General features: G+C 54.8%; 11 protein-coding genes. 9 read left to right on the plus strand and 2 right to left on the minus strand.

The annotated features are described in order from the left end of the window. Positions 1-143 precede the first annotated feature (143 nt). The 3 genes from JK621_RS23790 to JK621_RS23800 all read left to right on the plus strand — a co-directional run bounded on the left by JK621_RS23790 (position 144) and on the right by JK621_RS23800 (position 3,243). Positions 144-638 carry a YfbU family protein gene (locus JK621_RS23790; RefSeq protein ID WP_212560278.1) on the plus strand — a complete coding sequence of 165 codons (495 nt, stop codon included), beginning with the start codon at positions 144-146 and terminating at the stop codon, positions 636-638. 16 nt (positions 639-654) lie between these two features. Next, positions 655-1,311, plus strand: coding sequence for a sugar phosphatase (locus tag JK621_RS23795; protein WP_212557913.1), 657 nt, complete (start codon positions 655-657; stop codon positions 1,309-1,311). Positions 1,312-1,410: 99 nt separating this feature from the next. Beyond that, the gene (locus JK621_RS23800; RefSeq protein ID WP_249337115.1) at positions 1,411-3,243 is read left to right on the plus strand and encodes an SLC13 family permease; all 1,833 of its coding nucleotides are present in this window, start codon (positions 1,411-1,413) and stop codon (positions 3,241-3,243) included. A 31-nt stretch (positions 3,244-3,274) separates the two neighbouring features. On the opposite strand, the gene yfbR is transcribed toward JK621_RS23800, so the two are convergent. Beyond that, the gene (yfbR, locus tag JK621_RS23805; RefSeq protein ID WP_006317020.1) at positions 3,275-3,874 is read right to left on the minus strand and encodes a 5'-deoxynucleotidase; all 600 of its coding nucleotides are present in this window, start codon (positions 3,872-3,874) and stop codon (positions 3,275-3,277) included. Positions 3,875-3,981: 107 nt separating this feature from the next. After that, the gene (locus JK621_RS23810) at positions 3,982-5,196 is read right to left on the minus strand and encodes a pyridoxal phosphate-dependent aminotransferase (protein WP_212557914.1); all 1,215 of its coding nucleotides are present in this window, start codon (positions 5,194-5,196) and stop codon (positions 3,982-3,984) included. Between the two features lie 864 nt (positions 5,197-6,060). Between JK621_RS23810 and lrhA the strand changes: the two genes are divergently transcribed. From lrhA to nuoF, 6 genes are all read left to right on the plus strand, one after another. Next, the gene (gene lrhA, locus JK621_RS23815) at positions 6,061-6,996 is read left to right on the plus strand and encodes a transcriptional regulator LrhA (protein WP_212557915.1); all 936 of its coding nucleotides are present in this window, start codon (positions 6,061-6,063) and stop codon (positions 6,994-6,996) included. Positions 6,997-7,708: 712 nt separating this feature from the next. Continuing rightward, the gene (locus tag JK621_RS23820; RefSeq protein ID WP_006318006.1) at positions 7,709-8,146 is read left to right on the plus strand and encodes an NADH-quinone oxidoreductase subunit A; all 438 of its coding nucleotides are present in this window, start codon (positions 7,709-7,711) and stop codon (positions 8,144-8,146) included. Between the two features lie 29 nt (positions 8,147-8,175). After that, the gene (locus JK621_RS23825; protein ID WP_004947278.1) at positions 8,176-8,850 is read left to right on the plus strand and encodes a NuoB/complex I 20 kDa subunit family protein; all 675 of its coding nucleotides are present in this window, start codon (positions 8,176-8,178) and stop codon (positions 8,848-8,850) included. Between the two features lie 96 nt (positions 8,851-8,946). Then, positions 8,947-10,743: an NADH-quinone oxidoreductase subunit C/D gene (gene nuoC, locus JK621_RS23830; RefSeq protein ID WP_004947275.1), complete on the plus strand. Its 1,797-nt coding sequence runs from the start codon at positions 8,947-8,949 to the stop codon at positions 10,741-10,743. Positions 10,744-10,745: 2 nt separating this feature from the next. Then, positions 10,746-11,297, plus strand: a complete 552-nt coding sequence (gene nuoE, locus JK621_RS23835) for an NADH-quinone oxidoreductase subunit NuoE (RefSeq protein ID WP_126484169.1) — start codon at positions 10,746-10,748, stop codon at positions 11,295-11,297. Further along, positions 11,294-12,646: an NADH-quinone oxidoreductase subunit NuoF gene (gene nuoF, locus JK621_RS23840; protein ID WP_004947269.1), complete on the plus strand. Its 1,353-nt coding sequence runs from the start codon at positions 11,294-11,296 to the stop codon at positions 12,644-12,646. The genes nuoE and nuoF overlap by 4 nt, the downstream gene beginning before the upstream one ends. Positions 12,647-12,679: the final 33 nt, after the last annotated feature.

Consider the following 12,679-nt stretch of genomic DNA (forward strand, 5'->3'; position numbering starts at 1 on the left):
ACGAAAAGGCCGCATTGATTGCGGCCTTTTTACCCTTCGGACCAATAACCCCGGTTTAAATCAAAGAACCTGCGAGTTGTGATTTCCTGCGATATTGCGCTGTGCGATGCTTTCGTCATAAGCAATTTACCGAGGAAATTATGATGGAAATGACCCACGCCCAACGACTGATCCTGTCGAACCAGTACAAGATGATGACGCTGCTCGACCCGGATAACACCGAACGTTACCGTCGTTTGCAGACTATCATCGAACGTGGCTTTGGCTTGCAGATGCGCGAGCTGGATCGCGATTTCGGCGAAATGAGCGAAGAGGTGTGCCGCACTATCATCAACGTGATGGAGATGCACCACGCGTTGCAGGTATCCTGGGATAATCTGAAAGAGAAACAGGGGATTGAGGCGCGCCGCCTGGCATTTCTCGGCTTTGATGCGGCTACGGAAGCGCGCTATCTGAGCTATGTGCGTTTCCTTGTTACCACCGAGGGGCGCTATACTCATTTCGATTCCGGCAGCCACGGCTTTAACGCCCAAACCAAAATGTGGGAAAAATACCAGCGTATGTTGGTTATCTGGCTGTCATGCCCACGTCAATATCACCTGAGCGCCGTTGAGATTGCGCAAATTATCAATGCCTGATTAAAAGAGGTTTCCTGTGGAGTGTAAGGGTTTTCTGTTCGATCTTGATGGGACGTTGGTTGATTCTCTGCCGGCGGTAGAGCGTGCCTGGATTAACTGGGCCAAACGCCGCGGTATTAATCCGCAGGACGTACTGGATTTTATTCACGGTAAACAGGCCATTACCTCGTTGCGTCACTTTATGCCCGGTGAAAGTGAGGCTGCCATTCAGCAGGAGTTTTTGCTGCTGGAGCAGGAAGAAGCGCAGGACACCGACGGCGTCACCGCGCTGCCGGGTGCCACTGCCTTGCTGGCGCGGCTGAATGCGCTCGATATTCCGTGGGCGATTGTCACCTCCGGCTCTATTCCGGTTGCCACCGCCCGCCGTAACGCCGGCGGTTTGCCGCAGCCGGAGGTGTTTATCACCGCCGAGCAGGTAAAACATGGCAAGCCTCAGCCGGATGCCTACCTGTTGGGCGCCGAGCGCCTGGGGTTGGCACCGCAAGATTGCGTGGTGGTTGAGGATGCGGCGGCCGGGATCCTGTCCGGTTTGGCTGCGGGCTGCCAGGTGATTGCGGTTAATGCGCCGGCCGATGCGCCCAAGCTGGATCAGGTCGATCTGCTGTTGTCGTCTCTGGAGCAAATCGCGGTCAGAAAGACAGTGCAGGGTGCTGCGATTGAGCGGGTCGCCTGACAAGCCCTATCTTCACTCAAGTTGATTAGACCCCGCATCGGCGGGGTTTTTTTATGCTAGTTTTTAAGGCCCTGACTATGTCTGCCGGATGAGGCCGTTTTGAACAGCGAATTACTGTGGGTGTTGAGTTTACTGTTGATTGCCATCGTGCTGTTTACCACCAACAAGCTGCGGATGGACGTGGTGGCGCTGCTGGTGATCATCGCTTTTGTTTTGAGCGGCACGCTGACCTTGCAGGAAGCGACGGTGGGTTTCAGCGATCCCAATGTACTCCTGATTGCCGCGTTATTTGTGATTGGCGAAGGGCTGGTGCGTACCGGGGTCGCCTATCAGGTGGGCGACTGGCTGGTGAAGGTCGCCGGCAGCAGTGAAACCAAAATGCTGATGTTGTTGATGGTTACCGTGGCCGGGCTGGGTGCTTTCATGAGCTCTACCGGGGTGGTGGCGATTTTTATCCCGGTGGTGCTCAGCGTGGCGGCACGGATGAAAATCACGCCGGGTAGGCTAATGATGCCACTGAGTTTTGCCGGCCTTATCAGCGGCATGATGACGCTGGTGGCAACGCCGCCGAATATGGTGGTGAACAGCGAGTTGGTGCGCGAGGGTATCGACGGCTTCGGTTTCTTTGGCGTGACGCCGGTTGGCCTGGCGGTATTGGTGTTGGGCGTGGGATACATGCTGGTGGCGCGGCGCTGGCTGGGCAATAGCGACGGTGATAACAGCCGGGAAACCTGGCAGCGCCGCACTTTCCGCGATCTGATCCGCGACTATAAACTGACCGGCAGGGCGCGCCGGCTGGCGATCCGCAGCGGCTCATCGCTTGTGGGCCGCTCGCTGGATGAGTTGCATCTGCGCGCCCGTTACGGCGCCAACGTGGTGGGGATCGAACGCTGGAAGCGCTTTCGGCGAGTGATGGTCAGCGCATCCGGCAGTACCGAACTGCGAGAAGGAGACGTATTGCTGATCGACATGTCGGACAGCCAGATCGACTTGCGCGAGTTTTGCAGCGAGCAGCAACTGGAACCGATGGTGCTGCGGGGCGACTATTTCTCCGAACAGGCGCGCAACGTCGGCATGGCGGAGGTGTCGTTGATTCCGGATTCGACGCTACTGGGCAAAAGCCTGCGCGAATCGACGTTCCGCAGTCGCTATGATTTAAACGTGGTCGGTATTCGCCGCAATGGCGAAACCCTGGCGGGCAAGTTGGTGGATGAGCCGCTGGCGCTGGGCGATATCCTGTTGGTGATCGGCGACTGGAAGGCGATCCGTCAGTTGCAGGCGAAAACCCATGATTTTATTGTCCTCCATCTGCCGGCAGAGGTGGATGAGGTCGCGCCGGCCATCACCCAGGCCCCGCACGCGCTGTTTTGCCTGGCGCTGATGGTGGCGATGATGTTGACCGATGAAATCCCCAATCCGATCGCCGCGCTGATTGCCTGTTTGCTGATGGGTAAATTCCGCTGCATCGATATGGCAAGCGCCTATAAGTCGATTCACTGGCCGAGTATTATCTTGATCGTCGGCATGATGCCGTTTGCCCAGGCGCTGCAGAAAACCGGCGGGGTGGACTTGATCGTGCGTGGGCTGATGGACGTTGCCGGCGGGGCCGGGCCACGCGTGATGCTGGTGTGCCTGTTTGCGCTGTGCGCCACGATAGGCCTGTTTATCTCCAACACCGCCACCGCCGTGCTGATGGCGCCGATCGCCATTGCCGCCGCGCGCGAGATGGGCGTTTCGCCATACCCGTTCGCCATGATTATCGCCGTCGCCGCTTCCGCTGCGTTTATGACGCCAGTTTCTTCACCGGTGAACACGTTGGTGCTGGGGCCGGGGAACTATAAGTTCGGGGATTTCGTGCGGATCGGCGTGCCGTTCACGTTGTTGGTGATGCTGGTCAGCGTGATTATTGTGCCGTGGTTGTATGCCTTTTAACTTAACGGCGCAGCGGGCTGCGCCGTTAAAATTACAGGGAAGAGTCCAGGCTGATTTCATCCAGCGACAGGCTGAAGCTGGGGATAAACACGTTCATGAAATAATCCATTTCCGGGCTGCTGCGTTGCTGCAGGGTCTTTTCGAGCCGGGCTTTCGCCAGCTTGAATTCGTTGTTGCCGGCAGACAGCTCTTCAAGACATTTCAGGTAGGCACACAGCGCATCGGCCTGTTTTACCACCAGCTTTTCGTCTTCGGTGTAGTAATGCTCATCGAGAATCGACCGGAAATCGTTACGTAATTCCGCCGGGATCATATCCAACAGTTTCTGCTGGGCGATTTTTTCGATTTTCTTATATTCATGGGCGATCTGCGGATTGTAGTACTTGATCGGCGTTGGCATATCACCGGTAATCACTTCGCTGGCATCGTGGTACATCGCCAGCAGGGCGACGCGCTCGGCGCTCAGGTTGCCATTGAATTTTCGGTTTTTGATCACGGCCAACGCGTGGGCGACAAACGCCACTTGCAGGCTGTGTTCGGAAACGTTCTCGGTACGCACGTTGCGCATCAGCGGCCAGCGGTTGATCAGTTTCAGGCGGGACAGATGGGCAAAGAAATGGCTCTGGCTCATGGTGCTCTCTTTAACGGCAAGTGAGGGCCCCATTGTGAAGCAGTGACGGCGAATTTTGCAACCGGGCTGTGAGAGAAGGGCGCAGCAAGGCGCTGCGCCCCAGGCGATTACTGGCGGTAGCCTTCGAGGAAACGGCCCAGTTTGCCCACGGCCATTTCCAGTTCATCGACGCGCGGCAGGGTAACGATGCGCACGTGGTCGGGATACGGCCAGTTGAATGCGCTGCCTTGCACCAGCAGCACTTTTTCCTGCAGCAGCAGATCCAGCACCATTTTCTGGTCGTCGTGAATGTTAAAGCGTTTGGCGTCGATGCGCGGGAACATATACAACGCACCCTTAGGCTTCACGCAGGAAACGCCGGGAATATCATTCAGCAGTTCCCAGGTACGGTTACGCTGTTCATACAGGCGGCCGCCAGGTTGAATAAACTCGCTGATGCTTTGGTAGCCGCCCAGCGCAGTTTGGATCGCGTGCTGCATCGGCACGTTGGCGCACAGGCGCATGGAGGCCAGCATCTCCAGCCCTTCGATATAGCCCTTGGCGTGTTTTTTCGGCCCGTTCAGCACCATCCAACCCTGGCGGAAACCCGCGACTCGATAGGTTTTGGACAGCCCGTTGAAAGTGACGGTCAGCAGATCCGGCGCCAGCGCGGCGATCGAATGGTGTTCGGCTTCGTCATACAGAATTTTGTCGTAAATCTCGTCCGAGAAGATGATCAGGTTGTGCTGGCGGGCGATCTCGACGATCTGCTCCAGCAGTTCTTTGCTGTACACCGCGCCGGTCGGATTGTTCGGGTTGATGATCACAATGCCGCGGGTACGCGGTGTGATTTTGCTGATAATGTCGTCCAGATCCGGGAACCAGCCTGCCTGTTCGTCGCACAGGTAATGCACGGCCTTGCCGCCGGACAGCGACACAGCTGCGGTCCACAGCGGGTAATCCGGCGCCGGCACCAACATTTCGTCACCGCTGTTCAGCAGCGCCTGCATGGATTGCACGATCAGCTCGGAAACCCCATTGCCGATGTAGATATCCTCAACGGTCACGTCACGGATGTTACGCGCCTGGTAGTGCTGCATGATCGCCTTACGCGCCGAGAAGAGCCCTTTGGAGTCGGAATAGCCTTGCGCCGTGGGCAGATTGCGGATCACGTCGACCAGGATTTCATCAGGGGCGTCGAAACCAAACGGGGCGGGGTTGCCGATGTTCAGTTTGAGGACTTTGTTGCCTTCTTCTTCAAGACGTTTAGCTTCTTTGAGCACCGGGCCGCGAATGTCATAACAGACGTTGTCCAGTTTGTGGGATTTCTCAATGGGGGACATAGAAAGTTGGGCCTTTTGCTGGAATAGGGGCGTTCCTACCGTGGAACACCGCAACCCGCCCAATGTACTCCTGGCGCTGGCGCTTTTGAAGGGTTATGCACGCCTTTGGTGCAAACGAAGGATCCAAAGGCTAATGTTAGTGATGATGGCCGGGGTTTTAGCGTGTTATTGGGCTATTATGTTTTATTGTTTTAATTTTATGGTTTTTTATGCTGATTTTATGGCGTTGTGTTAACATGATTGATCCGTAAAAGGAAGGTGGCTGCTGCGGCCCGTCGCGCACTGATAAGCCGGAGGGGAGGATTGCACCGGATAAACTGTAAAGAAATGATAATACCGGAGTAGTCTGATAGCGGGTCGCCAATCGACAACCCAAACTGAGTACCATGGGCATATTACATTAGTAATATTGCAGTCTCTTTCTTAAGCAACATTTAAGTAGTTATTCCCATATTATTCACGGGGTAAATGTTACTAATTGAATTCATTAAAGTCATTAAGAGATGACCCCTTGTATCACGCAGCAAATAACTTACTTTTTCTCGCGAACAGGGGAGCCGAAGCCGGTCAGGACGCGGAAATGACGCAGCACGATTGGTGTGGCAATCCAGCATTGTGAATGAGTAAAATCTTTGGTTCGGTAAAAATTAAACACTTTCACCAGTAATAAAGCACAGCGTTCTATAAGCACCTGCGATAGATCGCATTTTAAAAGGCGATAGAGGTAACGAAATATAAGTAATTTTTTTGCCCTCCACTTATGAGTGGGGTACTGTCATGTCAGGTATCGTCCCTTTAAAACGATGCCTTAGAAACACACCAGGGTAGTTTGTAAATTAGAATTCAAAAAGTGAAGAAAACACTATGACAACTGCAAATCGTCCGATACTTAATCTCGACCTCGATCTGCTAAGAACTTTTGTTGCTGTTGCTGATTTGAACACCTTTGCGGCTGCGGCAGTTGCCGTTTGTCGTACCCAATCAGCCGTCAGTCAACAAATGCAGCGGTTAGAGCAACTGGTCGACAAAGAGTTGTTTGCTCGTCACGGGCGCAACAAATTATTGACCGAACACGGTATTCAGCTTCTCGGCTACGCCAGGAAAATCCTGCGTTTCAACGACGAAGCCTGTACCTCTCTGATGTACAACAATATAAACGGTGTTCTGACTATCGGTGCTTCCGATGATACCGCCGATACCATACTGCCTTTCCTGCTTAATCGCGTTACGTCGGTTTACCCTAAGTTGGCGATTGACGTGCGGGTGAAACGCAGTCCGTTCATGCTCGACATGCTGGAAAATGGCGAAGTCGATCTGGCGATTACGACGGTGGAAACCGAGGGACATCCGCACATTGTGCTGCGTACCTCGCCGACTCTGTGGTATTGCTCCGCGGATTACCGGTATCAGGCCGGTGAGCCGATCCCATTGGTGGTGATGGACGAACCCAGCCCGTTCCGCGCGATGGCGATCAAACATCTGGATGACGCCGGGATCCCATGGCGTATCGCTTATGTAGCCTCGACGCTTTCGGCCGTTCGCGCTGCCTGCAAGGCCGGTTTGGGGATCACGGTCCGGCCGATCGAGATGATGAGTCCTGATTTGCGGGTGCTGGGCGCGGTGGAAGGTTTGCCGGCATTGCCGGACACCCAATATGCCCTGTGCAAGGACACGCAGTGCGGCAACGAACTGGCGATGGCGATTTTCAGCGCGGTGCAAAATGGCAACGACAGTTACAGCTTCAGTGGTGCGAGCTCATCCCAGCAGGGTGACACTTGCCTGGCCGACGGAGAGGAGTAATCTCCCGGCACGTTAAAAATTGCATGCTAAAACCTCTGCTTCGGCGGAGGTTTTTTTTGGCCGTAATTTGGCTAAAAGTCTGTTTATGGAGCTTAGTGATTATTTTTATTGCGAAGTGGCTATTTATCTAATCATTCTCGTTAATGAGAACCGTTATCAGATGATAAAGAAATGGTTTTGCTTGTTTTTTGAACTTGCAGGGACAGGCGTAAAGGCCTGGAATTAATATGGTTATTTTGGTAATTTATTGCGGGTGTTTTTACGTCTGAATTTGACAAAATTTGTTAAAGGCCCACACTTTTTTTGAGGAATTATGCTGAAAACGTGTCCTGGATCAAAAAAATACCCCTAGGTAGTGAGTGGAAGAACAGGAGATTCCTGAGACAATGGTATAGTAAAACTGAAATAAGCATGTTGGTTTATATCTATCTGTTTCTACACGGCAATTGACTGACACGATTTAGCCTAAGCCAGTCGCATCAAATGTTAATAAAATGATGGGTATGTAAACTAATGTGTAGATACTTTTGTCAAAGTTGACAAAAGGTTATAGAAAGGAGTAAAAAGCCCACAGTAAAACGCTGCCTAACTCTCTGTAAAAGCAGTTTGTTTGTGTGGTTAATTTATCCTTCCCTTAAATCGATGTGGTGCACTAACTGCCAGTTACAAGAGCAGTGCGATCGACGCCACTTTTGATGAGTAAGCATAGAGTATGTCAACAACCACTGAAGTTATCGCTCATCACTGGGCGTTCGCCGTATTTCTTGTCGTGGCTATCGGGCTTTGCGGTCTTATGCTGCTGGGCGCGTTCTTCTTGGGCGGGAGAGCCCGCGCGCGCGCCAAACACACCCCGTTTGAATCCGGGATCGACTCGGTCGGTTCGGCGCGCATGCGTCTGTCCGCCAAGTTCTACCTGGTCGCCATGTTCTTCGTTATTTTCGATGTTGAAGCCTTGTACCTGTATGCCTGGTCGGTCTCCGTTCGCGAGAGTGGTTGGGTAGGCTTTATCGAAGCCGCCATTTTCATTTTGGTGCTATTGGCCGGTTTGGTTTATCTGGTGCGTATCGGCGCATTGGACTGGACGCCGTCGCGTTCAAAACGTCTCAGTAAACCAGGCACAATCACTAACACCAACCGTCATCCGCAGTAGTCATTTGTGGTTAAAAACGAGGCATTAAGATGGACTATACGCTCACCCGCATAGACCCGAACGGTGAGAATGACCGTTACCCCCTGCAAAAACAGGAGATCGTCGCCGATCCCCTGGACCAACAGGTTCACCGCACGGTTTACATGGGTAAACTCGAGCATGCATTGCATGACATGGTGAACTGGGGGCGTAAGAACTCTATTTGGCCATACAACTTCGGCCTTTCGTGCTGTTACGTGGAGATGGTGACGTCGTTTACCGCCGTTCACGACGTGGCGCGTTTCGGCGCCGAAGTGTTGCGTGCATCGCCACGTCAGGCTGACCTGATGGTCGTAGCCGGTACTTGCTTCACCAAGATGGCCCCGGTTATTCAGCGCCTGTATGAACAGATGCTGGAACCAAAATGGGTTATTTCGATGGGGGCCTGCGCCAACTCCGGCGGCATGTACGATATCTATTCCGTGGTTCAGGGCGTGGATAAATTCCTGCCGGTCGACGTGTACATTCCTGGCTGCCCACCGCGCCCGGAAGCCTACATGCAAGCGCTGATGCTGTTGCAGGAATCTATCGGTAAGGAGCGCCGCCCGCTGTCGTGGGTTGTCGGCGATCAGGGCGTGTACCGCGCCAACATGCAGTCTGAAAGAGAGCGTAAACACGGCGAGCGTATCGCGGTGACCAACCTTCGGACGCCTGACGAGATTTAAGACGTTCATTTAACGTCCATCTTAGTGCGCTATTGGTTAACACAGCGAAAAGTGAACTTGCGGCGAAATAACCCTTTAGTGTGGTGAAAAAAAATTATGACAGATTCAACGACGCACGACGCCCTGCCATCATGGCAAACCAGGGATCACCAAGACGATCCGGTGATTGGCGAACTGCGCAACCGCTTTGGGCCGGAAGCCTTTACTGTTCAGCCTACCCGTACCGGAATGCCCGTGGTATGGGTCAAACCTGACCAGTTATTGGAAGTAATGACGTTCCTGAGAAAACAGCCGAAGCCTTATGTCATGCTGTTCGATCTGCATGGCGTGGACGAGCGTCTTCGTACTCACCGCGACGGTTTGCCCGCCGCGGATTTTTCTGTTTTCTACCATCTGATTTCCATCGAACGCAACCGCGACATCATGCTGAAAGTGGCGCTGTCTGAAAAAGACCTGCACGTGCCCACGGCGACCAAGGTATTCCCGAATGCCAACTGGTATGAGCGCGAAACCTGGGAAATGTTCGGTATTACCTTCGACGGTCACCCGCACCTGACGCGCATCATGATGCCGCAGACCTGGGAAGGCCACCCACTGCGTAAAGATTACCCGGCACGCGCCACCGAGTTCGATCCCTTTGTGTTGACCAAACAGAAAGAAGATCTGGAAATGGAGTCGCTGACTTTCAAACCGGAAGAGTGGGGCATGAAGCGCGGCACCGAAAACGAGGACTTCATGTTCCTCAACCTCGGTCCGAACCACCCGTCTGCGCACGGTGCGTTCCGTATTATTCTGCAGCTGGATGGCGAAGAGATCGTCGACTGCGTGCCGGATATCGGTTATCACCACCGCGGCGCCGAGAAGATGGGCGAACGCCAGTCCTGGCACAGCTACATTCCGTATACCGACCGTATCGAATACCTCGGCGGCTGCGTGAACGAAATGCCTTACGTGCTGGCGGTTGAAAAACTGGCCGGGATCAAGGTGCCGGATCGCGTTGACACCATCCGCGTGATGCTGTCTGAACTGTTCCGCATCAACAGCCATTTGCTGTACATCAGTACCTTCATTCAGGACGTCGGCGCAATGACCCCGGTGTTCTTCGCCTTTACCGATCGTCAGAAAATCTACGATCTGGTTGAAGCGATCACCGGCTTCCGTATGCACCCGGCCTGGTTCCGCATCGGCGGCGTCGCGCACGATCTGCCGCGCGGCTGGGATCGCCTGCTGCGCGAGTTCCTCGAGTGGATGCCGAAACGTCTGGATTCCTACGTCAAGGCCGCACTGAAGAACAGCATCCTGAAAGGCCGTTCTGTCGGCGTGGCATCTTACAATGCCAAAGAAGCGCTGGAGTGGGGCGTGACCGGCGCCGGCCTGCGTGCCACCGGCATCGAGTTCGACGTGCGCAAATGGCGCCCGTATTCCGGCTATGAGAATTTCGACTTCGAAATCCCGGTCGGCGACGGCAACAGCGACTGCTACACCCGCGTCATGTTGAAGGTGGAAGAGCTGCGTCAGAGCCTGCGCATCCTCGAGCAGTGCCTGAACAACATGCCGGAAGGCCCGTTCAAGGCCGATCACCCGCTGACCACGCCGCCGCCGAAAGAGCGCACGTTGCAGCATATTGAAACGCTGATCACCCACTTCCTGCAGGTTTCCTGGGGGCCGGTGATGCCAGCCAACGAATCATTCCAGATGATTGAAGCCACTAAAGGGATCAACAGCTACTACCTGACCAGCGATGGCAGCACCATGAGCTACCGCACCCGGGTACGTACGCCAAGTTTTGCTCACCTGCAGCAAATCCCTGCGGTAATTCGTGGCAGCCTGGTCTCTGACCTGATCGTCTATCTGGGTAGTATCGATTTTGTAATGTCAGATGTGGACCGCTAACTATGCACTCTCAAAAAGACAATCACGCAGTCAACGATGCGCTTGAGCCAATCAATGCAGCCGCTCCCCAGAGCGGCGCTGATGCATTTGTACTGAGCGCGGAAGAACGTGATGCGATCGAGCACGAAAAGCACCATTACGAGGATCCGCGCGCCGCGTCCATCGAAGCACTGAAAATTGTGCAGAAGCAGCGTGGCTGGGTTCCGGACGGTGCGATTTACGCCATCGCGGAAGTGCTGGGCATTCCTGCCAGCGACGTAGAAGGCGTGGCCACGTTCTACAGCCAGATTTTCCGTCAGCCAGTAGGGCGTCACGTGATCCGTTATTGTGACAGCGTCGTCTGTCACATCACCGGTTACCAGGGCATTCAGGCCGCTCTCGAGAAGAAGTTGAGCATCAAACCGGGTCAAACCACCTTTGATGGCCGCTTCACTCTGCTGCCGACCTGCTGTCTGGGCAACTGCGATAAAGGGCCAACCATGATGATTGATGAGGACACTCACAGTCAGCTGAAGCCTGAAGATATCGAGACGCTACTGGAGCAGTATCAATGATTAAAGACATTGTACGCACTCCCGAGATGCACCCGCTGACCTGGCGGCTGCGCGATGACAAACAGCCGGTCTGGCTGGATGAATACCGCAGCAAAAACGGTTATGCCGGCGCCGAGAAAGCCATCAAGGGCCTGGCCCCGGACGAGATCGTCAACCTGGTGAAAGACGCCGGGCTGAAAGGCCGCGGCGGCGCAGGTTTCTCCACCGGTTTGAAGTGGAGCCTGATGCCGAAAGACGAGTCCATGAACATCCGTTACCTGCTGTGTAACGCCGATGAAATGGAACCGGGCACCTACAAAGACCGCCTGCTGATGGAGCAACTGCCGCACCTGTTGGTGGAAGGCATGTTGATCTCCGCGTTCGCGCTGAAAGCCTATCGCGGCTACATCTTCCTGCGTGGCGAGTACATCGAGGCGGCGGTGCATCTGCGCCGCGCCATCGCTGAAGCGACCGAAGCGGGCCTGCTTGGCAAAAACATCATGGGCAGCGGCTTCGATTTCGAGCTGATCGTCCATACCGGCGCCGGCCGTTATATCTGCGGCGAAGAAACCGCGCTGATCAACTCGCTGGAAGGCCGTCGCGCCAACCCGCGTTCCAAACCGCCTTTCCCGGCTTCTTCCGGCGTTTGGGGCAAGCCAACCTGCGTAAACAACGTAGAAACCCTGTGCAACGTTCCGGCAATCCTGGCGAACGGCATTGAGTGGTATCAGGGGATCAACGGCGGTAAAAGCAAGGATGCCGGCACCAAGCTGATGGGCTTCTCAGGCCGGGTGAAGAACCCGGGCGTTTGGGAACTGCCATTTGGCATCACCGCGCGTGAAATTCTGGAAGATTACGCCGGCGGCATGCGTGACGGTCTGCGCTTCAAAGCCTGGCAACCAGGCGGCGCGGGCACCGACTTTTTGACCGCCGATCACCTCGATCTGCCGATGGATTTCGAGAGCATCGGCAAAGCCGGCAGCCGTCTCGGCACCGCGCTGGCGATGGCGGTGGATCACGAAATCGGCATGGTCCCGCTGGTGCGTAACCTGGAAGAGTTCTTCGCACGCGAGTCTTGCGGCTGGTGTACGCCGTGCCGCGACGGCCTGCCGTGGAGCGTGAAGATCCTGCGTGCGCTGGAGAATGGCGAAGGGCAGCCGGGGGATATCGAAACCCTCGAGCAGCTGTGCCGTTCCCTTGGCCCAGGTAAAACCTTCTGCGCTCATGCGCCAGGTGCCGTAGAGCCACTGCAAAGCGCGATTAAATATTTCCGTGAAGAGTTTGAAGCGGGCATAGCGGTTAAGCATTTCAGCAACGCGCATGCGATTGGCGGCATTCAGCCGAACAATCTGCTGAAGCAACGCTGGTAAGCCGGCTAGCCCGCAACACGGCCAGAATTTTTG

Origin of the sequence: Serratia plymuthica, from assembly GCF_018336935.1 — a bacterium.
In the GTDB taxonomy this organism is placed as follows: domain Bacteria; phylum Pseudomonadota; class Gammaproteobacteria; order Enterobacterales; family Enterobacteriaceae; genus Serratia; species Serratia plymuthica_B.

What these genes read in the sequence shown, in the direction of transcription:
- JK621_RS23790 (WP_212560278.1), top strand. Translation starts at nt 144, where the DNA reads ATGGAAATGACCCACGCCCAACGACTGATCCTGTCGAACCAGTACAAG.
- lrhA (WP_212557915.1), top strand. Translation starts at nt 6,061, where the DNA reads ATGACAACTGCAAATCGTCCGATACTTAATCTCGACCTCGATCTGCTA.
- JK621_RS23810 (WP_212557914.1), bottom strand. Translation starts at nt 5,196, where the DNA reads ATGTCCCCCATTGAGAAATCCCACAAACTGGACAACGTCTGTTATGAC.
- nuoE (WP_126484169.1), top strand. Translation starts at nt 10,746, where the DNA reads ATGCACTCTCAAAAAGACAATCACGCAGTCAACGATGCGCTTGAGCCA.
- nuoC (WP_004947275.1), top strand. Translation starts at nt 8,947, where the DNA reads ATGACAGATTCAACGACGCACGACGCCCTGCCATCATGGCAAACCAGG.
- JK621_RS23825 (WP_004947278.1), top strand. Translation starts at nt 8,176, where the DNA reads ATGGACTATACGCTCACCCGCATAGACCCGAACGGTGAGAATGACCGT.
- yfbR (WP_006317020.1), bottom strand. Translation starts at nt 3,874, where the DNA reads ATGAGCCAGAGCCATTTCTTTGCCCATCTGTCCCGCCTGAAACTGATC.
- nuoF (WP_004947269.1), top strand. Translation starts at nt 11,294, where the DNA reads ATGATTAAAGACATTGTACGCACTCCCGAGATGCACCCGCTGACCTGG.
- JK621_RS23820 (WP_006318006.1), top strand. Translation starts at nt 7,709, where the DNA reads ATGTCAACAACCACTGAAGTTATCGCTCATCACTGGGCGTTCGCCGTA.